This window comes from Phormidesmis priestleyi ULC007, from assembly GCF_003003695.1.
GTDB classification, from domain to species: Bacteria; Cyanobacteriota; Cyanobacteriia; order Leptolyngbyales; family Leptolyngbyaceae; genus Phormidesmis_A; species Phormidesmis_A priestleyi_A.
The window spans coordinates 35,345-56,228 of the sequence record NZ_PVWG01000020.1; the positions used below are offsets into that span (position 1 = coordinate 35,345).

A 20,884-nucleotide genomic window follows, 5' to 3' on the forward strand; every position below is an offset into this window, starting at 1 on the left:
CAGTGGACAACCCTAATTACCCACTGCCCGATCAAATAAAAGATTTGACGCTGATTTCAAGCTATTTGAAATTGAGCTTTTGAGTATCTTTGTGGTGTTTCACCTGAGAAACCACGTTATAAGCGTGTTCTCCTGGCTCTTGACTTCCATCAACCGCGCCCTCAGTCGAACCGCCGATCGCCTTCCACTCAGCCAATCCACCTTTTAGTTCGGCAACCGCCCGAAAGCCTGCCTCGCGCAGCAGCGCAGCCGCCTGTGATGTCTCTTGCTCGTTTGCGCCGTAGATATAAATGTCTCGTCCAGACTCCAGACTATTCTTTGCCAGGGCGACTAACTCATTGAGCGGAAAATCCATCGCGCCCATGATGTGACTATCGTTAAACAGTTCACGAGGACGAACATCCAAAATTGTAAGTGCAGGTTCGCCCCACTCTAAGCGAGATTTGAGGTCATGCACCGAAGATTGGGTCTTTAAGTCAGGAGGGGTTGGCGTGACATTAGGCAGCGCCTCTTTAGCGTTTTTAATAAGATCGTCGATCGCCATAATCATTCTCAACTTTTTTAGTAAATTTCCACTGAAACTGTAGTGAAAAGTGGAGGGTAAACTAATCCTTCTCAAGTCAGAGGCAGCGATCGTCTTTAGGCATAAAAAAGGGGCACGACATGCCGTGCCCCTACCAAGCCATCACTGAAAACCTGCATATCGCCAGGGTGTTGGGTCAACCGACAGCCCTTGTACATATAAGCCCCAATGCAAGTGAGGCCCAGTTGCCGCCCCCGTGCCACCTAGCGCACCGATCGTTTGCCCTGCCTTGACGACATCGCCCTCTTTAACATTGATGCGGCTGAGATGCAGAAAAATGCTCGATACTCCCTGCCCGTGATCAATGCCAATGCAGTTCCCGTGAATCTTAAAGCCCTCTGATTCACGACCCACTAAGGCAACCCGTCCAGCCGCCGGGGCGATAATGGCAGACCCATAGTTTCCGGCATAATCAACCCCTCGATGATAATAATCTTTGGCAAACTCACCGTTATAGTAGCGACGTACGCCGTAGCCCGTAGTGATCTCGCCCGCGTTTGGGCGCAGTAGCTTTCCTTGCCAAAGTTTTTGAGGGCTGACAATCTGCTTAAAAGCATCCACACGATCGAACTCTAAATCCGTGCCGTTGTCGCCTTTACCAGGAGGAAGCCAAATGCGTTGAGTGGGGAACGATCGTCGCTTTAAATTCACCGTCAGTTCTTGCACGTCTTGCCCATCGTTGATCCGAATCGGCAGTTTGCCAGGACGATCGAGCGGCGTGGTTGGCAAAAGCGCCCGAAACCGACGATTTCCCTGATCAAACGTCGAATAGGTTTTAGCCCCCATGGTCACCGTCGGGTTGCTGTTTGACTGCACCACGATCGAGAGGGTATCGCCTAATTGAGGAGCCACGGGCGCGATCGTGGCTTGCAAGGCGAGAGAGGGGTAAGCCAGCGTGATTAGAGCGATCGCGACAAAGGCTGCCAGCCCTAATTGGAGGAGCCGCGATCGCTTAACCCAGAAATCACCCATTAGCCAGGTTGCTGAAACAAAGCGATTTTGCTTTGGCAATCGTGCGCCGAAACCCGTGTGAGGAACGGTCATCGTGAATGGAACTCCTTTGCGATTTTGGATTTTGGATGGACGGTTAGAATCGTGAATTAAATTAAATCCCGAATTTGCGTAGGGACATGGCACTGCCGTGTCCACTGCCTGCCGTGCCCATTTAGAGAGCCAAGTGTGAATTTCGGTTCAACAATTCTAGAGGCGTTTGATCACCAAAAAACCGAAACCTCCATAAATCCAAGATCCAAGATCTTCATCAGGCTGTTTTGCCAACCACACCTTCTACTAGCCAGCTCATTGCCTCTAGTTCGCCAGCTTTCTGAGCATATTCCTTTCCAGATGGCAGCAGCACTTTGCCTGTGTTGTCTTTCAGTTCGCCTTTGTAGATCGTTAAAGAGCTATCCATAAGTTTAGCTTTTGCGGCTTCTGCGTCTTTTTTAGCAGGGTCGCCCACCGCAGGGCCGTAAGCAGACAGCTTGACAAACCCGTCTTTTAGACCTCCTCGTAGAAGATGAGGAATTCCGCCATTCATCAAGGTTTTGCCCTCTTGAATCATTTTGGCGTAGTTGGTGTAAACGCTTGTCCAATCCCATTCAGCCCCAGTTAAATAGCCTTTGGGCGCAAGCGAAATCTGATCTGCATGGTAGCCACCCGTATAAATGCCGCGCCGTTCTGCCGTTTCGATCACGACTTTGGGGCTGTCTACGTGGCAGGTGATCACATCAATGCCTTGATCGACCATGCTGTTAGTGGCTTCGGCTTCTTTAACTGGAACTGACCAATCGCCCGTAAAAACCACTTGCGTCGTGATCGCGGGTTTGACGCTGCGTGCGCCTAGCGTGAAGCTGTTGATATTTCGCAGAACTTGCGGAATCGGTTTCGCCGCCACAAACCCTAGTTTGCCTGTCTTGCTCGTATGGGCGGCAACAATTCCCGAAATGTATTGCATCTCGTCGATGTAGCCATAATAGCTGCCAACGTTTTTGGGGTGTTTGCCTTCAACATACATGCCGCCGCAGTGGAAGAACTGCACCTCTGGGTATTCAGCCGCTAGTTTGAGTATATGGGGATCGAAATAACCAAACGAGGTGGGAAATAAGACATTTGCTTTGTCTTGCTCGATCATGTTCCGCATGACTTCCTGCACCTCAGTGGTTTCAGGAACGCTCGCCTGGTCGATCGTTTTGACTCCTGCCACTTTTGCGAGTCCTTCCTTTCCTTGAAAGTGGGCTTGGTTATAGCCAAAATCGTCTTTGGGCCCGACATAGATGAAGCCCATCACCAACTCTTTTGCCGATATAGGAGAGGCACCTGGTGAAGCTTCACCACTGCTAGCCGTTGGTGTAGAAGGGGTGCAGCCCGTCCAAAGTCGTGAGGTTGCGCCAAATGCACCTGCCGCTAATAAACCTCGGATCACTTGACGACGAGATAGAGATGAAAAAGGTTGATGACTCAAAGTTTCCTCCTAGTGGTTCTTAAACGGACAATTTATGGCTCAAAAGTCTCTGATTACAAAAAACGATTGAAGCATCCCTCTTTAGGGTGATTTTGTATCGTGGATCACGATTAGAGATAGTGCTTTATAGGTAATTGCTCTCTCGATATAAAAAATGTCAGCAATAGACGGTCGATCGCCCCATTCACCCCCTAGACTATCCGTAGTTTCAAGTCTTAAACTCCTTATGACAACTTATGACTGGATTGTGGTCGGGGCCGGGATCACAGGTGCCGCGCTTGCTTACGAGCTGGCAAAACAAGGATTTTCAACCCTGTTATTAGAACAACACCATCCCTTAACAGGAGCCACCCGCTACAGCTATGGCGGCATCGCTTATTGGTCAGGAACTACCGCTCTGACTCGTCAACTTTGCGCTGAAGGAATTGAGCGGCATCGAATTCTTTCAGCTGAGTTAGAAGCAGACACCCAGTTTCGAGAACTAGATTTGCTGCTGACCGTTGCCGCACACAGCGATCCGCAAGCTCTGGTACAGCAATATGCCAGCTTTGCGATTCCGCCTCGTTTGCTAAGTGTTAGAGAAGCTTGCGAGTTAGAACCATTGTTGAACCCAACAGCGATCGCAGGAGCGCTAACCGTTCGTCATGGCCACATTGAGGTCGAACTGACGACTCAGGCTTATAGTCAAGCCATGCAGCGAGTCGGGGGAGAACTCAAAATCGCTCAAGTGACTGGGTTTGTGAAAGAAGGTGCCAGTCGGATTACAGGAGTGACCACGACGATCGGCCCCTTACATGCCGCTAACATTGCGATTTGCACGGGAGGAATTACCCGCCAACTGCTTCAAGAATCTGGGATTCAGGTCAAGCAATACTTCACCCATGCCGAAATTATCGAAACACCTCCCACCGATTTGAGGTTAAGCACGTTGGTAATGCCAGCCGAAGCAGAACGATTTCAGCTCGAAGCCGACGCAACTCAACCTGAAGTCGAAGACCTTTGGAATGAACCTGGACACGAACCTGTGCCCTCGATTTTGGATGCGGGAGCCGTCCAGTTTTTAGACGGCAGAATTCGGATCGGACAAACGAGCCGAACGCTAACTGATCCCAAAGCGACGATCGATGCCACTCAAAGCGAAGCCGATCTACGAACTAAAATCAGTGCCATTTTACCTAAAGTCGGCAATTTGCCCGGAACTTGGCACCATTGCACCATTGCCTTTAGCCGCGATCGTCTCCCGCTCGTGGGTGCAATTCCCTCAATCGAAGGTATTCACCTCTTTTCAGGATTTAGCAACCCCCTCGCGATCGTGCCCGCGATCGCTCGACGATTTGCCGCCAGTCTGACTGGAGAGAACGACGAAATCATCAAGCAATTGTCGCCGGGTCGATTCACTTTCTAGAAACTAAACTGAGTCCGCAAGCTACCCACAAAAACGGTAGGGTTGCTGTTAAAGTTATTGGCGTTAAAAATCGCGTAGAACGTGGGCACCACTGCAACGTGTTGATTGAGCGGATAGAAGTAAGAGGCTTCTAGCTCATATTGCGTGCCACCATCGCCACCGCCAGAAGCAAAATAAGTGCGCCCCTTAGTGATATCCATCGGCATCAAGAAAGTGAGAGTGCCCAAAGCGCCTTTCTTGCCCAAGTCAGGAAAGCCAACGCCGACTTGGAAAGATTGAGTTCTAACTTTTTGATCGATCGGGTTGAGTCTGGCAGTTGCAAAACTATAGCGCCCAAACACACCAAGACCAGGGGTTAGCATCCAGTCAAAGTTTACGCCAAACATATCGGCGATCGCATATCTCAGCCCCCCACCCACAACTCCATTTGAGAAACCAGGGCCCGCATCCAGATAACCGTAAGGAATTGGTTCTCCGATCGCCCCTCCGACCTGCCCACCATAGGCTTGAATGCGAGAGTGATTATATTGCAGACGCAGATTAATGTTGCTGGTAGGCGAGAAGATCAGTTCTGCTGAGGCTGTGTTGGTGCCGCCAAATAGACCAAATTTTGGGTTGCTCGATGTGTTGAAGCCAAACTCCGACGGCAAGAATTCTGTGTTTTCACCTAGATAGCCTAAAGTCAGACGAAACTGTTTGCTGAGAGTGACCTCAACCACTGCCCCTGACCCACGATCGATGGAATTAGACTGAGTGCTATTAGCGGTGTCGAAACTGGCACCTGAGTTAAAGACAAAGTTAAAGCGGTTGGCATCAAAGTGACGATACCAGTTGATGCGAGGGCCGATCGTCACCTTCACCGCATCGTTGAGCGGAAAGCTGTAGAACAGATCGTGAATCACAAAGTCAGCGCGACCGTTCACCGTGCCGCCTGTTTGGTCAAGGAAGGGAACGCCCGATGCATTATAAAAGCCAGCCGACGCATATTGGTTATAGGGAGAAACGCCATTTCCAGCCGCTAACTGTGTCACCAACTGGTCTTTTCCACTAAAAGAAGTTGAGAGAGTCAGCCAGGTCAAAAAGCTCATTGTAATGTTGGGGTCTTGAGCCGTCAGCGTAGTGGGTCTCCTAGTAATCGGGGCGCGGGTTGCAAAGAACCGTCCCAAAGCATCCCCTTCGCTGCCAGCAGGGCCTTCAAACCGCACTCCTTTTCCGGCAGTTGCGCCTGTAACGTTGATCCAAACGTTGCCAAATAGCTTGGTGGTCGTCGAAAACTGCTGCTTTTCGAGAGTGGTGGTTCGTGCTTCGAGGGCATCGACTCGACCGCGCAAGGTGGCTAATTCAGCCGCGAATTCTTCTTGCAGCTTTTGCAGCGTTACCAGATCTTCTTTTTTGACGAGATCTGCGGTTGCGGCGGCGATTAGCTCGTTGACGCGATCGAGACAGGCGTTCAACCCTGCCGCAAACTCAAAGCGAGTGAGGGCACGGTTGCCCCGATAGGTCTTGTCGGGATAGCCCACGATGCAGCCATAGCGCTCGACGAGAGATTGCAGGGCTTGAAACGCCCAGTCTGTGGGTTTAACGTCGGTCAATTGTGACACCGAAGTGACTTGTTCTAATGACGAATCAGCTTCGGCTTCGGGTTTATCAAATGCCGCCACATCTTGCACTGCATCCAGACTGAGGCGGCTGTCCTGACTGGTGACTTGCTGGACGATCGAGCCTGCTGGCTGAGTGATCACGGAGCCTGCCGCCGTTGAAACGGTTGGAGAAAGTGCAGCAGTGGCAGGTTGCAGGGCTACGATTGGCTCTACCAATTTCTGAAGGGTCGCTGATTCTGATCGAGCAACTTGAGAATGGGTACTATACAAAACTGTCCACACGATCGGAGACAGCAACAGGGACTTGCAGATTGTTAACTTGCTAACCATCAAACCTCACACCTATATCCAAAGACATACTGAAGTGTGAGTTTATCGGACATAGAGCGTTATTTATGTAGCAGCCAGTACAACTTGTATTCCAAGAGACATAGATCTGTAAAGCTGACGTGATGAACGGTCAAGCCTTTGCTTCTAAGCTTTCCAAACGGCTTTTTAGCTCCTGATTGTCTTTTTTGAGCTGATCAAATTCCTCACGCAGTTGCTTGACTGCCTGATCAGAACCCGCTTTTTTCTGCACCGTCTGAATCGACTCTTCCGCAATGCGACGCACCCGCCCATCAGGGGTTTGATCGGCGAGTGATTGCAAAATGCCGATCGCTTTAGTGGTCTCCATTTGCCCTAGCGCGACGGCAACTGACACCTGAGTCAAAAAGAAAGTCTCTCTCGACAACTCCTGCAATCGCTCTAAAATTCGCTCTAAGTTGACGTTAGTTTGACCGCTAGAGATTGCTCCGAGCGAACGAATTGCCGTCAGACGGAGCGGTTGCGGAACGCCGATCGTCGTATATTCCAACACTAAATCTAAAGCTGCTTCAGAGGTTTTGAGGTGGCTGAGGGCAACGATCGCGCCTGACCTCACCACTTCATTCCAGCCTTGCCGCTCGTTGAGTACGCTTTTAAGAAGTTTCAAAACTTTTTCTTCTTTAGGAGCGTCGCCTAGCCCAGAGGCTGCAACTTTCCCCAAACTTCGGAGGGCTGCTGCTTCGACATAATAGCTGGCATCTCCTTTTTCAATCACGGATTCGAGCGCTTTGTAGCTCTCAGGCGTTTTGACTTGCGCTAAAGACTCTGCGGTGGCTCGACGGACTCGCGCTTCTGGGTCTTTGAGTCCCAACAGCACGGCTTCGACGGCTTGGTCGAGTTTGACGCTGGCTAGATTTCGGCTAAGCTCTGCCCGGACTCCCCAAAAACTATCTTTCTGCAACGCTTCAGACAAGATTTTTATGGCTTCTAACCCGCCTTTTTTGGCGATCGCTTCCACGGCATAAAGGCGAGAAATTGGATCGGGATCATGCTGAAGCTGCGCCTTAAGTTCTGGCATTGAATACTCCAGCACCACAGTTTTGAGATGGTGATTTCCCACGTCAAAACTGACAAAATCTGGCTTTTGTTCGAGCGGAAAGTAGAAGCTTTGTTCGCGATCGTGAATGCGAACCGTGAAGGTTTTGACAGCATCGCCAAAGCCAAAGCCGATCGGAATCTTGAGATCAAACAATTCTTTGAGATTGCTGTCACTAACCTGAGTTTGCGTGACCGTCACTTTGGCGAGATTGCTGTCTCCATCCCATGTGTAAGCGACTTTGTAATCAGGATGCCCGCCCCGATAAACATACTGATCGAACAGAAACATGAGATTGCGTCCGGTAGCTTTCTCGATCGCTCTCAGCAGATCTACGGTTTCGACGGTTTTGTGAGCATTGTCAGCGAGAAAAGTGGCGATCGACTTCCAGAACAAATCGTCTCCCAACTCAGCCCGAATCATGTGATAAACACAGGCTCCTTTTTCGTAAATGTGCCGATCGTAAAGCTCGATCGCTTCTCGATAAACGTGCGTCACGAGAGGGCGACGATAGCGAGAAGCATCTTCGTCTAAATAGCTGCGGGCTTCTCCCAGCAGATAATAGGCTGCGTCGTCTGTGCCGTATTCTTGCTCAACCCACAGCACTTCTGCATAAGATGCCATGCCTTCTTTAACCCAGGCGTGTGACCAGTGCTTAATCACTACCAAGTCGCCAAACCATTGATGAGCCAACTCGTGAGCGACTAGCGTTTCGGTGCTGCGGTTGTCGATCGCGGCTCGTTCATCGAGCAAACAGCGATCGGTCAGAAGCGTGGTTGAGGTGTTTTCCATGCCGCCGAAGATAAAATCATCGACGCAGACCTGGGCATATTTGGGATATGGATAGGAATAGCCGTATTTCTGACTAAAAAACTCAATCATTTGGGGCGTTTTGCCCATGCTGAGACGGGCCTGCGCTTCGCGCCCTTTTGCAACGTAGTAAGTGACAGGCTTACCTTGCCACTCGTCCTTCAATTCGGCAAAGTCTCCAACTGCCAGCGTCATCAAATAAGTGGGGTGAACTTGCTTTTGCAACCAGTGATAAGTTTTGCTATCGTTTTGAGTCGTGGTGCCGATCAGTTCACCGTTTGAAATCGCCATCAGTTGTTTAGGCACATTCACCCGAATCTCAGAGGTGGCAAGCTGCCCCGGATAGTCAAAGCAGGGAAACCAGAAGCGAGAATCTTCGTCTTCGCCTTGAGTCCAAACTTGCGTCGGTTTATCGGGATAGTGCTGATCAGGAGCGACGAAATAGAGTCCTCGTTGGGGCTTTTCGACGTGGTAAGCGATCGCCAGTTCAATCACTTCTCCTATTTTTGTTGGTTGCTTGAGGCGAATATGTAGCTGTTCGCCATCATATTCAAAAGGCTGCTCAACTTCTGCAACTTTGACCGACTGAATGTTAAGGCTAACTGCATCTAGCGTCAGACGATCGATGCCATCACGAATCGGGTTTAGCCGCGTTAGACATACACCTCGATAGCTTTGATTAGGAATGTCAAGCACCAGATCTAGAAAAATATGCTCAACTTGACCCGGACGATCGGGCGTGTAATGCGGTCGTGCTCCGGGTAATTCAAACGATTTGTGACCGTTGTTATCAGCGTCAAGATGAGAATGCAGCATGGCTTGTCGTGGCTTTATGAAAACACTTTTTGAGAAAAAACTTTGAGCTAAACCAACCCCAACAGACTTGCTATCAGCGCTTTTTGAGCGTGCATCCGGTTTTCTGCCTGATCCCAGATTTTAGATTGAGCGCCTTCCATTACGCCATCGGTAATCTCTTCACCTCGATGCGCCGGGAGGCAATGCAGCACGATCGCGTCTTTGTCTGCATAAGTCATCAACTGCTCATTCACCTGATAAGGCTGAAAGATCGGAATTCGAGAATCGGCGAGGTCTTCTTGCCCCATGCTTGCCCACACATCGGTGTAGAGCACCTGGGCACCTTTGGCAGCCGCGATCGGGTCAGGGGTCAAAATCACTTCAGACTGTCCGGCGGCGATCGTTTTGGCTTGCTGCACGATCGCGTCGTTGGGCTGATAGTTTGACGGCGAGGCAATGCGAATATTCATCCCTACCAGCGCACATCCCAACAGCAAAGAATGAGCAATGTTATTGCCATCTCCTAGATAGGTCAGCGTTAAGCCTGAAAGTGTGCCAAAAGTTTCTTGAACGGTCTGTAAATCTGCCAGAATTTGGCAAGGATGCTCTAAATCGGTCAGGGCGTTGACGATCGGAATTTTTGCATATTCGGCAAAGGTTTCGATGTCTTGCTGCTCAAAGGTGCGAATCGCCAAAATATCGACGTAGCGATCGAGCACCCGCGCCGTGTCGGTAATCGGTTCACCCCGACCCACTTGGGTTGAACTAACTGCCAAGTCAATCACCTGCCCACCCAGTTGAGCCATTGCTACCGTAAAGCTGACGCGAGTGCGGGTAGACGCTTTATAAAACAGCAATCCCAGCACTGGAATATAACCGTTAGTGGCGATCGGGGTCACATTTCCAGCCTTCATCCGAGCCGCTAAGTCAAGCAGCGCTGTGATTTCCTCTGCGCTGAGGTCTGCCAAACTCAATAAATCCCGTCCTTTTAGTCCACCCATGCTGATCCTCGGAACAACTTGAAAGCAAAATTTTCTGTGCCTGAGCAGTCAAGAAGCGGCTCGATCTGCGATCGCACAGGCGAATATCATAAGACCCTACCAAATCTAAAAGCGTTATGCCAGTTTGATTCGCGAACGTGACAGATCCGCATGAGGGCACGGCAGTGCCATGCCCGTACAAAAAGAGCGCGGAGTGAGGTAGGGGCACGACATGTCGTGCCCTCTCGCGATCGTTCTAGCCAAAACCCTCTAACCTGCGTTCTTTAACTCAGCCGTCTTGACTGCAAGTTGCTGGGTTTGATCACCCCGCCTTAATTGAATTTTGAGCGTCTGTCCTAAGTGACTGTTTTCGACCACAGCCTGTAGCTGTTCAGCCTTGGCGACTGCTTGCCCATCGATTTGAGTAATCACATCGCCCCGACGCAACCCTGCCACTGCCGCAGGCGTATTGGGCAACACCCGAATCACAATCACTCCATTTACTTCGGGCACCATAAATGCCGAATTGGGATCGCTGTTGTTTTGTTGGGCGATTTCTGGAGTCAGCGTCGTCATCTGCACCCCTAAATAGGGATGGGGAATCGTTTCGCCTCGTGCCAGTTGGTCTTTAATCGACTTGGCTTTGTTAATCGGAATTGCAAAGCCGATTCCCATCGCGTCGGCACGAATAGCGGTGTTGATGCCAATCACTTCACCCCGATCGTTCAACAACGGCCCACCAGAATTGCCAGGATTAATCGCAGCATCGGTTTGAATAAAGTCAATCCGCTTGTCAGGAATGCCGACTTGGGCGCTCGATCGCTTCAAGGTGCTGACGATGCCCAGAGTCACTGTGTTGTCTAAACCGAGAGGATTGCCAACCGCGATCGCCCAGTCACCCACCTGCACCTGATCTGAGTCAGCCAGAGGAGCCACAGGCAGATTATCATTGCCGCTAATCTTGACCACCGCGAGATCGGTCACTTCGTCAAAACCGCGCACTTTTCCTTCAAAGGTGCGCCCGTCTTTAAGAGTTACCGTCACTTTGTCTGCTCCGTTGATGACATGAGAGTTGGTCAAAATCACCCCACTCTTATCAATCAAAAATCCCGATCCCTGACCCCGCAACCGTTCTTCTCTAGGAGCTTGAGGAATTGCTCCGTCTCCAAAAAAGCGCTGGAAGAAGGGATCTTCATAGATGGGATCAACCGTCGCTCGACGAGTCACTGTCCGCTCTGTGTCAATGCGAACGACGGCAGCTCCTACGAGTTTGACTGCCTCGGCGACAAAGCTCCCTGGCTGAATCGCTTTTTTGGGTAGCGCTGCGGTTTCTCCGGCAGGTTGAATAGAGTCTGCGACTCCCAAAAGCGGGACGGCTTGAGACGGGAGCGGAAAGGAGAGGCTCAACCCTAAAACCAGAAAAATCGACAGCACGCTCCCTTGCACTCGACGAAAAAAGCTAGAAGATTGGTGACGTTGCATAGCTTGACTCATAACGTTTGAAACTACGAACGATCGCACCGTCACGATCGCCAATTCTGTCTACAACAGTTAAATCTATTTTGCCAATTACTGAGTAAATCCGTGTAGTTCAGTAGCTGGCAACCTCGGAAACCTCGATCTGTAGTTTAAGATCGTGAATACCCCTAGAAAACTGGTTTAGAGGCGCATTGTTATGACCACCTCCGATCGTCCTCGCAGTCAAGAGCTAGATCCTCACTCTGATCCTGATCATCTTCATGCTTATGGCTCTGCGTCTCATCCGCACGTTCACACCGAGGAGTCACAGCGCAAAGTCGTAAATCGCCTCTCTCGCATTGAGGGGCACATTCGCGGCATCAAAACGATGGTGCAGAGCGATCGCCCGTGTCCTGATGTGCTAGTTCAAGTTGCCGCCGTGAGAGGTGCCCTCGATCGAGTGGCTCGGATGATTTTAGACGAGCATTTGACTCAATGTATTGCTCGTGCCGCCAAAGAAGGCAATATCGAGAGCGAAATTGAGGAATTGAAAGCAGCCCTCGATCGGTTCCTAATTTAACGATCGAAGGCTGGTCTGATTTCTAGATATCTAAGCCACTGCCGCAAATAGCTCCTCGAATGGCTTCTCTGCTGCATCGGGTTTAGCGACAATTTCCACGATTTTGTTGCGCGCACTCGGCTGAAAAACGGCTTCTACGCAAACTTGCGCGACTTTAGTGCGAGGAATGCTGCCCTCTGATAGCGTGTCTTTAGACGACATGACGATCGCATCGGCGTTGTCTTCATTCTTTAAACCACCTGGACGCACGATCGTATAAGTCAACCCACTGTTCTGAATGTATTCTTCCCCCTGCTTCTTCCATACCAAAATCAGCCAAAACAGATTAAGCGGGTGGAAAAACTGCGAGGCGCACAGCGAAGACACCATCACAAATTGCTCGATCCCCGTCGCTTTGGCAGCCTCTACGAGATTCTTTGTGCCCTCATAATCCACTTTATAAGGGCCCGTCGGATCAAAACTGGGACGGGCACCCGTGGCAGAAAATAGCACCGTGCTGTCGGCGATCGCCGTCTTCAAACTTTCTGCATCCATCAGGTCACCTGTCACCAGCTCAACGCCCGCTGGCAAAATAGCCTGTGCCGCTTGAGGATCGCGAACCAATGCCCGGACGGGAATGCCGCGATCGACTAACTGCTGCACGATTCGCCGTCCTGTTTCTCCGGTTGCCCCGGCAACAAATGCTTTCATGAAGATTCTCTCTATATTTAGTAATGTTTGCTACTGGATATTTAGCAAACTTGTCGCTATCCTGACATCTAGTAAAGGTAGGACTCTAGCCAGCTCGTCTCAAACCTGACTGGCAACTGCCTTTGTGATTTGAATCAACCATTGTGTTTGCCATGAATTCTAAGATAGATTACGCAATGTTGCTATTTCTTCAACTGACCAAACCGTAATGGGTTTAAAAGTCCTGTAGAAATTACTGAACTCAGGGTTTGGCAACTGAGAAAACCCCAGATATTCTCTAAATTGAGCATCCGAGAGAACTGCATGTTTTCACTAAAAGATTTAGATTCAATAAACTTTCGGGGGAGCCGCTGATTTGCTGTGAAGGATTGAATATCCTCAGGGAACTCTGGAAATAGATGTAAGGCAACCAACGCAAGAGAAGTGTGCATGCAGTCCCAACCGACCGATCCTTTAGAGCTTCGCATCGCGAATCGTCCATTTATTCAAGCCGTTTCCCCACGACTGCCCCACCCAGATCTCAACTCGCCCTCCGCAGATGGACCTCAGATCGCGATCGAGCCAACTCAGTTTCACACCCACTTTGTAGACAGCATGGATATGTATGCTGACATCCAGAGTGTTGCTGATTATTTAGACGAGCATTCTGCCTGGTTTCGTCGCTGCGCTCATCCTATGCAGGTAGACGCGATCGGATGCAACAGCTATGCGTTGATCATTGGCAGTTTTGGGGCTTTTGGCTATGAGGTAGAACCCAAAGTTGGCTTGGATCTCTTGCCTCAAGATGATGGAGTCTATCGAATCGAGACGGTTCCGGTTCCAGGGTATTCTACATCGGGCTATGATGTCGATTTCCGGGCAGCGCTGGAACTCGTAGAAGGGGTTCATCCCGCGACTAAGAGCGCGTCTGCCTCGGCTAAAATGACTCAAGTTCAGTGGCAGTTAGATTTAACGGTGACGATTCAGTTTCCGCGATTTATCCACGCTTTGCCTGATCCCATCATTCAACGAACGGGAGATCGGATTCTTCGTCAAGTTGTGCGCCAAGTTTCTCGCCGCCTTACCGATCGCGTCCAAGACGATTTTCACTCTTCTCGCGGCTTGTCAATGCCAAAACGCTCTAGAAAGTGGCTTTAACCCAGTTCTTGGCTCAGATTCGCTCCCGCCTATTGAGTCAACGACTGAATTTTTGACCACAAAAAACCTTCCAGTTTTTCTGGAAGGTTTTTGAGTTTAATTCAGCAATTTTTGTAAGCTACCAGCCTTTCTCAGCTTGGTTTAATACGTAATTGGCGACTGCTTCAATTTCATCTTCTTGAAGGCGACCGCCAAAGGCTGGCATCGCATTCTTACCATGAGTCACCTGAGTTTTAATGGCGGCTAGAGACTTCATTCCATATTTCTCTAGTGCTTCTTTTCGCAGAGTTTTATTAGCAATAATGACGTTATTGCCACCAATGTGACAAGCCGAACAGTTGGCATTAAAAATTTGTTGACCATCAGGCTTGGCGGCTAAAGCAGGATGGCTAAACGTGAATGTCAAGATTGTGATCGCCAGCATCACAGTCAGCAATTTTCGCAAAGCAGTTCTCCCCTATCAAACGCAGATTATAGACAAATGTACTGATATAGAACCATTCTAAGGCTTTACCAGGCATTTCCAATCAACCGCTTGAATGAGGAGAACCTGAGCCGCAAATCTCGTCAAGGGACTGAGAAATTAGGCAGCAACCACAACCTTGCCCACCATGCCAGCGCCACGATGCGGCAGACAGAAGTAGGAGTAGTCACCTGCCGGAGCATCAGCGGGGATGGTCAGTTCAAATGACTTGCCACCGCTTTCTAGTTTTTTGTGTGACAAGCTATCTGCCAGAGCTTTGTCTTGAGTCGGAATTTTGCTGACATCAAAGACCACGTTGTGAGGAGGCAGATTACCCACTTCCCATTTAACGGTGTCACCAGGCTTAACGGTGACCACTTTGGGGTCAAACACCAACCCTTTGTTAGTTCCCATCTTGACGGTGTAGGTTTCAGCAGAGGCAGGGCTAGCGGTTAGAAAGAAGCTGCCAACCACCAATAGAACGGTGCAAAGCAACAGAGAGAGACGGCGCGTAACAGAAGCAACAAGTTTCATATTCTTCTCTGGAATTCTAGTTTTTCCAATTGATCCACATTTTAAACCAGTAGTTACCCTGACAGAGGATTTTCTGAAGGCGGATCTCCTAACCGAGTGGTTGGTCGTTAAAACTGATCAGTGCCCCAACCGGGTGCCTTCTGAGCCGCTCTTAAAACAAATCCTGCTAGGGTTTCTACTTCAGCCTGAGAGAGCCACTTTTCAGGGACTTTCCGGCATGAGAAGGTTTCTTCGCTGCCATCATAAGTCATTGGGTGACGCAAATAAGCGACGAGACCATTGATGGTGTCACGCGGAGGCTTTGCGCCTTGCAGAGCTTTGAGCGACAGCGGCACCAAGGGGTCAGGCAACGTCGCGCCTCCCACGTGACAGCTTAAGCAGTTTTGCTCAAACAGTTTCTTCCCGGCGGTCAATTCTTGCAAGCTAAACGATCGGGTTTTCCCTTGATCATCTCGCTCTAAAGAAATGGGTTCGGTCACTTGCAGATAACGAGCGATATAAGCATCTGCGGCATGAGCCGAGGGGCTGACCAGCGCTATTCCTAGCCAGACGAGCGCAAAGAGATAGATCCCTCGAATCCACGAAAATCGATTCAGCATCTTCAGCATTCGATCACTCTGGATGAGAAAACAGCAGTGGTCAGCAGAAACCAGGGTTTAATAGTAGATCTTGCCGCCACCCCACTTGTCGCCCACCACTTTGGGTTGCAGTAAGATGTGACCCGCGATCGCCACTAAGTCATCGTTTGTCAGATTCCGCATTTCAGGGAAGTTATCTTTGCTCTTGAGGCTGGGGTGCATCTCAGCAATTTCGATGGTGCCGTCGTAGCTGGTGGGGTTTTTCATATAGTCCACCAGTGAGTCGATATTGTTGCGGTTAGGGGTCGCCAACGACAGAGACTCAGGGTCAAGACCAACGTTTGGGTCAGTTTTGGTGACTCCTCCAGCGTGACACTGAGCGCATGCATATTGAAACAGACGCTTGCCTTCTTTGACTTGCTTGAGGCTCAAAACCGTGGTGTCGCCGCCCTCGTTGAGGGGCACCGTCCGAATGGCTTTGTCTAGCTCTGCGGCACTGGCATCTTGAACAAAGACTTGAAACGCAAAGAACACAGTGGCTATAGCAAGCCAAACGTATTTTTTAAGCATAGTTCTCCTTAAATGTGGCTCAGTTATCGGCATCACAACACAACACATGGATTCTATAATTGCGACCTCGGCACTCAAGCGTTGACGGCTACCTGTGCAGGGGTGGCTGTCAGCAGACAAGGCATCGGTTATCGGGAATTTTTCAACAGATTGCAAAGCTCACCGCAGCTTTTAGAGTTGCGATGGTTCGATCGGCGAAACCCAGAGATGATGTTTGCTGATAGTGAGGATTACCCTCTTTAATACCAATATCATGCCGATGTCCCAATCCTTTGCCGAATCTCAGAGATTGGTGGCGAGTCGGGGGATCGCAGTCTAGAAACTTAGGATCGTGAATTAAATCACGTCAGTTATTTGCAATAGCAATGGGCACGGCAGTGCCATGCCCGTACGCAAATTCTGGTCTTAATTTACACAATCCTTAGTCAGGTGCGGTCTTGCTGAGTGCTTTGATGCTTGGTAGCTGCCCGATCGGAGACGTGGGCGCGATCGGTTGATGTAGGCGAATCAGTTGAGCGAGGGTCTTCTTCAATTGCGTTCGAGAGACGATCGCATCGACTAACCCGTGTTGCAGCAGATACTCGGAGGTTTGGAAGTCGTCGGGGAGCTTTTCTCGCAGGGTTTGTTCGACCACGCGCCGTCCCGCAAAGGCGATCATTGCCTTAGGTTCTGCCAAAATAATGTCACCCAGCATGGCAAAACTTGCAGTGACTCCGCCTGTTGTCGGGTGAGTCAGCACAGGGATGTAGAGGAGACGATTTTCTTGATGTCGCTGCAACGCCCCAGAGATCTTCGCCATCTGCATCAAACTGAGCATTCCTTCCTGCATTCTGGCTCCACCTGACGCGCAGACAATTACCACTGGAAGACGCTGTTGGGTGGCCCGCTCGATCAGTCGGGTCAGCTTTTCGCCGACGACCGATCCCATACTGCCACCCATAAATCTGAAGTCCATTACGCCAAGCGCGATCGGGTGCCCTTCAATTTGCCCCAGCCCAGTTTGAACGGCATCTGCAAGCTTCGTCTTCTCTTGCGTGTCGCGGATGTAGTCAATGTAAGCTTTGCGGGCGCGAAAGTTGAGCGGATCGACGGGCTGCAAGCTTTCGTCGATCGCCACCCAGGTATCAGCATCAATAATTTGACGAATCCGTTCGTCGCTGAAGACGCGAATGTGGTGATCGCACTCTAGACACACCATTTGATTCGATCGCAAGTCTTTGGTGTAAGTCAATGTTCCACAGGCTTCACATTTTGTCCACAGCCCGTCTGCAATTTCTCGTTCCTGTCCTTGTGGGGTGGTGGAGCCTGATTTCTGACGATTTGCAAACCAATCAAATAGTGACATGGCAAAAATTTATATTTTTATATGGGATGAAGGGTGCGATCGACCAGACTGAGAAAAAAGAATGAAGAGATTCTCACATCGGCTCGAACAATGGTGCTTGGCAGCCGCGCTGATGGTAATGATTGGTTGTCAAAACAGATCTCAGGCAATTGACTCGAAACCGCAATAACTATGATTTAAACCAGCATTCATTATAGGGGTTAACGTTTCTCATTTTCAGAGTCAGGAGATTCTTCGTCGATCGGGCTGAGCAACAGCAGCGCCATCCACTGATCTTGAGGGCGCACCTGTAAAGCGGTAGGACTTCCAATCCCAAAATAGGAGGTCGAACCGAGATCCAAAATTCTCGCAGGAATCTCATGGGCAAGCAAAACTTGTTCCATTAGCTCTGCTTCCCAACGCGTGGAGGCAGTCTTTAGCGTGATCCAAGACACGTAGATAAAGTTCCAAACATACCGTGATTTTACTTCGATAGTCTTTATAAATTGTGGGAATTATGAACCCATCACCCGCTCTAAGTCAGTCCACGCATCTATCTGCCGTTTCGTTATGACTATTTCGACCATTTCTCACCTGGTAGGTTCCTCTGATTATCAGGCGATCGCCGATGATGCCCTCAAGGATGAAGATAACGCGGCTTGGGTGATGGAACTTGAGCCACCGATCAGAGATGCTTGGGTTGAACGAATTGGCTGGATCAGGTTGGCAGATCGACTGGCAGAAGACGAATTGCTCAAACCCGGTAGCTCAGAATTTCAGCGATTTTATGACGACTGGAAATGGGTGATGGAAACGGGTCAAGTGCAGCCTGCGGGCATTCACCAAAAGGAATTTGAGCGGATGCACGATCGCTGGTTCACAGACCCATCTGATGCCGTTAGTCGTTTATCCATCCAATCATGGGATCGATATCTTGCAGCGATCGCCACCTATCATCAAGATAATCTGACGGTTGCTCAGATTGCTGATTTTGAAATCATGCTAGAAGAACTGGCTGGGTCATTCTTTCAGGTGTTGCCCTTTTCGATGCCGCATCACTGGCAAGCGGTCGGCTCGTTTGGCGTAGTCGATCAGTTTTACAACATTCTGCGCGACCTGCGAGAAGATGCCGAGCAGGGAATTTGTTATTTGCCGACTGAGTTGCTCGATCGGTTTGGGGTCAGCCGCGCCGAAATTTTAGAATTGCGGGCGTGTGAAAATTTGGGTTATCGCCCGATGATGGAGTTTTGGATTCACGATTATTTGCCGCAGCTATACCGCAAATCATGTCCATTAATTCTGGCACCCGATTTGCATCCTTCTTGGCAAATGCTGCGAGATTGGTCACTCAATCGCTATCAACGCATCGAGCGCGTCTTTCGTCGCTGTGACTATAATTATGTGCTGTTTCCTGAACTCTATTGGCACGAAGTCAAGCGAGATTTGGTGCTGATGCTACCGGGGTTGTATGGTCGGCGACCGCGCAATCGACAATCTAGCTCAACGTCTTATCTGACTCGCACCGATAAACTATTTCAGATTGCTCAACTTGAAATGCCTTCTGAAGCTAAATTTAAGAAGGTTCCCTTTTTACGGTTCTTCCGATCGCTGCAACAGGTTAGTTAGAAAGCTAGTGAGGTGTCATTGATCAAGGACTCGCTTCAATTACAAAAACTGGCGGATTTAACTTACAAATCGGGATTTCATTCTCATGCAACTCCCTAAAGAAACTTTATTCGGACTCTCGCTGTTTCCCTACCTGGCATTTCTGTGGTTTCTCACCCGGTCTAAAGCTACGCCTCGGCTAGCGCTGATTGGCTTTTATATGACGCTAGTGTTTGTCGCAGTCACGATTCCCGCAGGCATTTATGCTCAGGTTGCCTATCACGATCAGCTAGCCAACGTAGACTGGTTACATGGCAGTGCAGAATCATTCTTGACCCTTTCTAATATTCTGGTGGTGCTAGGGTTCCGACAAGCGATTATTGAGAACGAGCAGAAAAAATAGTTGGATCGCTAAACTCTACGGATTGAGATCGCGCCCTCCGAATTAAGATAAACGCAGTCGTGTCAACCTGCTGCCATGAGCTATTGCTTAAACCCCACTTGTGCCGAACCACAAAATCGCAGCGAGGCTGAAGTCTGTCAGCACTGCGGCTTGATCGTGCAACTGCAAAACCGCTACCGGGCGATTAACCCGATCGGGCAAGGCGGGTTTGGCAGAACGTTTCTAGCAGTCAACGAGGCAGAGCTTTTAAAGCCTCGCTGTGTGATTAAACAGTTTTTTCCGCAGCAGCAGGATGCAAATCTGCTCAAAACCGCTTCTCAGCTATTCCAGCGCGAGGCACAGCGCTTAGAGCAGCTAGGACATCACCCCCAAATTCCGACCCTGCTGGCTTATTTAGAACAAGATCACCATCAATATTTGGTTCAAGAATGGATTGATGGACAGACTTTAGAACAAGAATTAAAGATGGGGGCGTTTACTGAAAATCAAATTCGTCAACTCTTACAAGATTTGCTGCCAGTCTTGCAGTTTATTCATCACCATCATGTGATTCATCGGGATATTAAACCTGCCAATATTATTCGCCGTAGGGTCGATCGCACTCTCGTTTTAGTCGATTTGGGGGCTGCAAAATTTGCTACCGGAACGGCTTTGCTGAAAACCGGAACGATGATTGGCAGCGCAGAATATACCGCACCAGAGCAAATTAGAGGCAAGGCGGTGTTTTCGAGCGATCTCTACAGCTTGGGCGTAACTTGCATTCATCTACTCACGCAAATGTCGCCCTTTGATCTATTTGATGGCACCGAAGGACAGTGGATCTGGCGTGATTATCTCACTCATTCTGTCAGCGATCGCTTAGGGAAAGTTTTAGACAAACTATTAGAAAGTGCGACTAATCGACGCTATCGATCGGCAGAGTCAGCGATCGCTGATTTATCGTCTGCTCCACAACTTGAGGTGTCCCGTTCAGTTGAGCCGACGACACCCTGGCAAACCATTGCTGAAACTTTAGTCAACCCACTGATCGCGTTGGATATTGAGCCAGCAAAACCCTTAGCGACTGCTGCAAAAAGTGGAGCGGCTCGATTCGCCTCACGCCAGCATTTGAGAATTAGCAATTGGTCATTTCCAGCGGCGCTGATTGTGTTGAGCCTTCCCATATTTTTAATGAGCGTCCTTCGCGCCGTTTCTTCACCCCGCCATTATTCTCACGATTTTGCAAAACCCGCGTCTCAAAGCGCCACGATCGTGGCTCCTCACTTACCCGTCACGGTTTCGATCTTAATGACCGATCGCGCCTGGGTTTCAATCACAGTAGATGGAAAGCTTGAGTTTGAGGGCGTTTTGCCTGAAGGAATTCGCCAAACCTGGACTGCTGATCAGCAAATTATCTTACAGGCAGGAAACGCGGGAGCACTGGTGGTTTCATTTAATCAAACGCCTGATCAAGTGTTTGGGAAATTTGGTGAAATTAAAGAAGTCATTTTTTCAAATTGAGAATG

21 protein-coding genes are annotated in these 20,884 nt (G+C 49.6%); 7 read left to right on the forward strand and 14 right to left on the reverse strand.

The window, feature by feature from the left end; genetic code table 11:
* Positions 1 to 61: 61 nt before the first annotated feature.
* From C7B65_RS16460 to C7B65_RS16470, 3 genes are all read right to left on the reverse strand, one after another.
* The gene (locus C7B65_RS16460; RefSeq protein WP_073073390.1) at positions 62 to 544 is read right to left on the reverse strand and encodes a rhodanese-like domain-containing protein; all 483 of its coding nucleotides are present in this window, start codon (positions 542 to 544) and stop codon (positions 62 to 64) included.
* A gap of 141 nt (positions 545 to 685) precedes the next feature.
* Entirely contained in the window at positions 686 to 1,627 is a 942-nt protein-coding gene (locus C7B65_RS16465; RefSeq protein ID WP_223257414.1) for a M23 family metallopeptidase, read from the reverse strand.
* Between the two features lie 217 nt (positions 1,628 to 1,844).
* Positions 1,845 to 3,044, reverse strand: a complete 1,200-nt coding sequence (locus C7B65_RS16470) for a BMP family ABC transporter substrate-binding protein (RefSeq protein WP_073073391.1) — start codon at positions 3,042 to 3,044, stop codon at positions 1,845 to 1,847.
* 226 nt (positions 3,045 to 3,270) lie between these two features.
* Between C7B65_RS16470 and C7B65_RS16475 the strand changes: the two genes are divergently transcribed.
* On the forward strand, positions 3,271 to 4,449 hold the full coding sequence (locus tag C7B65_RS16475) for an NAD(P)/FAD-dependent oxidoreductase (protein WP_073073392.1): 1,179 nt from the start codon (positions 3,271 to 3,273) through the stop codon (positions 4,447 to 4,449).
* Here C7B65_RS16475 and C7B65_RS16480 read toward each other — a convergent pair.
* From C7B65_RS16480 to C7B65_RS16495, 4 genes are all read right to left on the reverse strand, one after another.
* Positions 4,446 to 6,380 carry an iron uptake porin gene (locus C7B65_RS16480; protein WP_083583026.1) on the reverse strand — a complete coding sequence of 645 codons (1,935 nt, stop codon included), beginning with the start codon at positions 6,378 to 6,380 and terminating at the stop codon, positions 4,446 to 4,448. The two genes, C7B65_RS16475 and C7B65_RS16480, sit on opposite strands and share 4 nt — an antisense overlap.
* A 130-nt stretch (positions 6,381 to 6,510) precedes the next feature.
* Positions 6,511 to 9,078, reverse strand: a complete 2,568-nt coding sequence (locus tag C7B65_RS16485; protein WP_073073393.1) for a M1 family metallopeptidase — start codon at positions 9,076 to 9,078, stop codon at positions 6,511 to 6,513.
* 47 nt (positions 9,079 to 9,125) lie between these two features.
* Positions 9,126 to 10,058 carry an ornithine carbamoyltransferase gene (argF, locus tag C7B65_RS16490; RefSeq protein WP_073073394.1) on the reverse strand — a complete coding sequence of 311 codons (933 nt, stop codon included), beginning with the start codon at positions 10,056 to 10,058 and terminating at the stop codon, positions 9,126 to 9,128.
* Between the two features lie 249 nt (positions 10,059 to 10,307).
* A complete protein-coding gene (locus C7B65_RS16495) occupies positions 10,308 to 11,531 on the reverse strand; it encodes an HhoA/HhoB/HtrA family serine endopeptidase (RefSeq protein ID WP_244913222.1) in 1,224 nt (407 codons plus the stop codon).
* A 181-nt stretch (positions 11,532 to 11,712) separates the two neighbouring features.
* Between C7B65_RS16495 and C7B65_RS16500 the strand changes: the two genes are divergently transcribed.
* Positions 11,713 to 12,075, forward strand: coding sequence for a metal-sensing transcriptional repressor (locus C7B65_RS16500; protein ID WP_073073395.1), 363 nt, complete (start codon positions 11,713 to 11,715; stop codon positions 12,073 to 12,075).
* A 30-nt stretch (positions 12,076 to 12,105) separates the two neighbouring features.
* Here the strand turns inward: C7B65_RS16500 and C7B65_RS16505 are convergent, their stop codons facing one another.
* On the reverse strand, positions 12,106 to 12,765 hold the full coding sequence (locus tag C7B65_RS16505; RefSeq protein WP_073073397.1) for an SDR family oxidoreductase: 660 nt from the start codon (positions 12,763 to 12,765) through the stop codon (positions 12,106 to 12,108).
* Positions 12,766 to 13,194: 429 nt separating this feature from the next.
* Here C7B65_RS16505 and C7B65_RS16515 point away from each other — a divergent pair, with 429 nt between their 5' ends.
* Positions 13,195 to 13,902 (forward strand): DUF1997 domain-containing protein, encoded by a 708-nt coding sequence (locus C7B65_RS16515; RefSeq protein ID WP_073073402.1) that lies wholly within the window; start codon positions 13,195 to 13,197, stop codon positions 13,900 to 13,902.
* A 118-nt stretch (positions 13,903 to 14,020) separates the two neighbouring features.
* Here C7B65_RS16515 and petJ read toward each other — a convergent pair whose 3' ends face one another.
* The 4 genes from petJ to psbV form a co-directional block, all read right to left on the reverse strand.
* Complete coding sequence (petJ, locus tag C7B65_RS16520; RefSeq protein WP_073073404.1) at positions 14,021 to 14,347, reverse strand: cytochrome c6 PetJ; 327 nt, start codon at positions 14,345 to 14,347, stop codon at positions 14,021 to 14,023.
* Positions 14,348 to 14,485: 138 nt separating this feature from the next.
* Positions 14,486 to 14,899, reverse strand: coding sequence for a plastocyanin (gene petE, locus C7B65_RS16525; protein WP_073073406.1), 414 nt, complete (start codon positions 14,897 to 14,899; stop codon positions 14,486 to 14,488).
* 107 nt (positions 14,900 to 15,006) lie between these two features.
* Positions 15,007 to 15,507, reverse strand: coding sequence for a photosystem II cytochrome PsbV2 (gene psbV2, locus C7B65_RS16530; RefSeq protein ID WP_223257415.1), 501 nt, complete (start codon positions 15,505 to 15,507; stop codon positions 15,007 to 15,009).
* 48 nt (positions 15,508 to 15,555) lie between these two features.
* Complete coding sequence (gene psbV, locus C7B65_RS16535; RefSeq protein ID WP_073073408.1) at positions 15,556 to 16,047, reverse strand: photosystem II cytochrome c-550; 492 nt, start codon at positions 16,045 to 16,047, stop codon at positions 15,556 to 15,558.
* Positions 16,048 to 16,059: 12 nt separating this feature from the next.
* Between psbV and C7B65_RS16540 the strand changes: the two genes are divergently transcribed.
* Positions 16,060 to 16,290 carry a hypothetical protein gene (locus C7B65_RS16540; RefSeq protein ID WP_073073410.1) on the forward strand — a complete coding sequence of 77 codons (231 nt, stop codon included), beginning with the start codon at positions 16,060 to 16,062 and terminating at the stop codon, positions 16,288 to 16,290.
* Between the two features lie 178 nt (positions 16,291 to 16,468).
* On the opposite strand, the gene accD is transcribed toward C7B65_RS16540, so the two are convergent.
* Both accD and C7B65_RS16550 read right to left on the reverse strand, forming a co-directional pair.
* Positions 16,469 to 17,392: an acetyl-CoA carboxylase, carboxyltransferase subunit beta gene (gene accD, locus C7B65_RS16545; RefSeq protein ID WP_073073411.1), complete on the reverse strand. Its 924-nt coding sequence runs from the start codon at positions 17,390 to 17,392 to the stop codon at positions 16,469 to 16,471.
* 200 nt (positions 17,393 to 17,592) lie between these two features.
* Positions 17,593 to 17,826 (reverse strand): putative signal transducing protein, encoded by a 234-nt coding sequence (locus tag C7B65_RS16550; protein ID WP_073073413.1) that lies wholly within the window; start codon positions 17,824 to 17,826, stop codon positions 17,593 to 17,595.
* A 115-nt stretch (positions 17,827 to 17,941) separates the two neighbouring features.
* Here C7B65_RS16550 and C7B65_RS16555 point away from each other — a divergent pair, with 115 nt between their 5' ends.
* From C7B65_RS16555 to C7B65_RS16565, 3 genes are all read left to right on the forward strand, one after another.
* The gene (locus C7B65_RS16555) at positions 17,942 to 18,997 is read left to right on the forward strand and encodes a squalene/phytoene synthase family protein (RefSeq protein ID WP_073073415.1); all 1,056 of its coding nucleotides are present in this window, start codon (positions 17,942 to 17,944) and stop codon (positions 18,995 to 18,997) included.
* Positions 18,998 to 19,082: 85 nt separating this feature from the next.
* Complete coding sequence (locus C7B65_RS16560; RefSeq protein WP_073073417.1) at positions 19,083 to 19,379, forward strand: DUF3593 domain-containing protein; 297 nt, start codon at positions 19,083 to 19,085, stop codon at positions 19,377 to 19,379.
* Positions 19,380 to 19,454: 75 nt separating this feature from the next.
* Complete coding sequence (locus C7B65_RS16565) at positions 19,455 to 20,879, forward strand: RodZ domain-containing protein (protein ID WP_073073419.1); 1,425 nt, start codon at positions 19,455 to 19,457, stop codon at positions 20,877 to 20,879.
* Positions 20,880 to 20,884 lie beyond the last annotated feature (5 nt).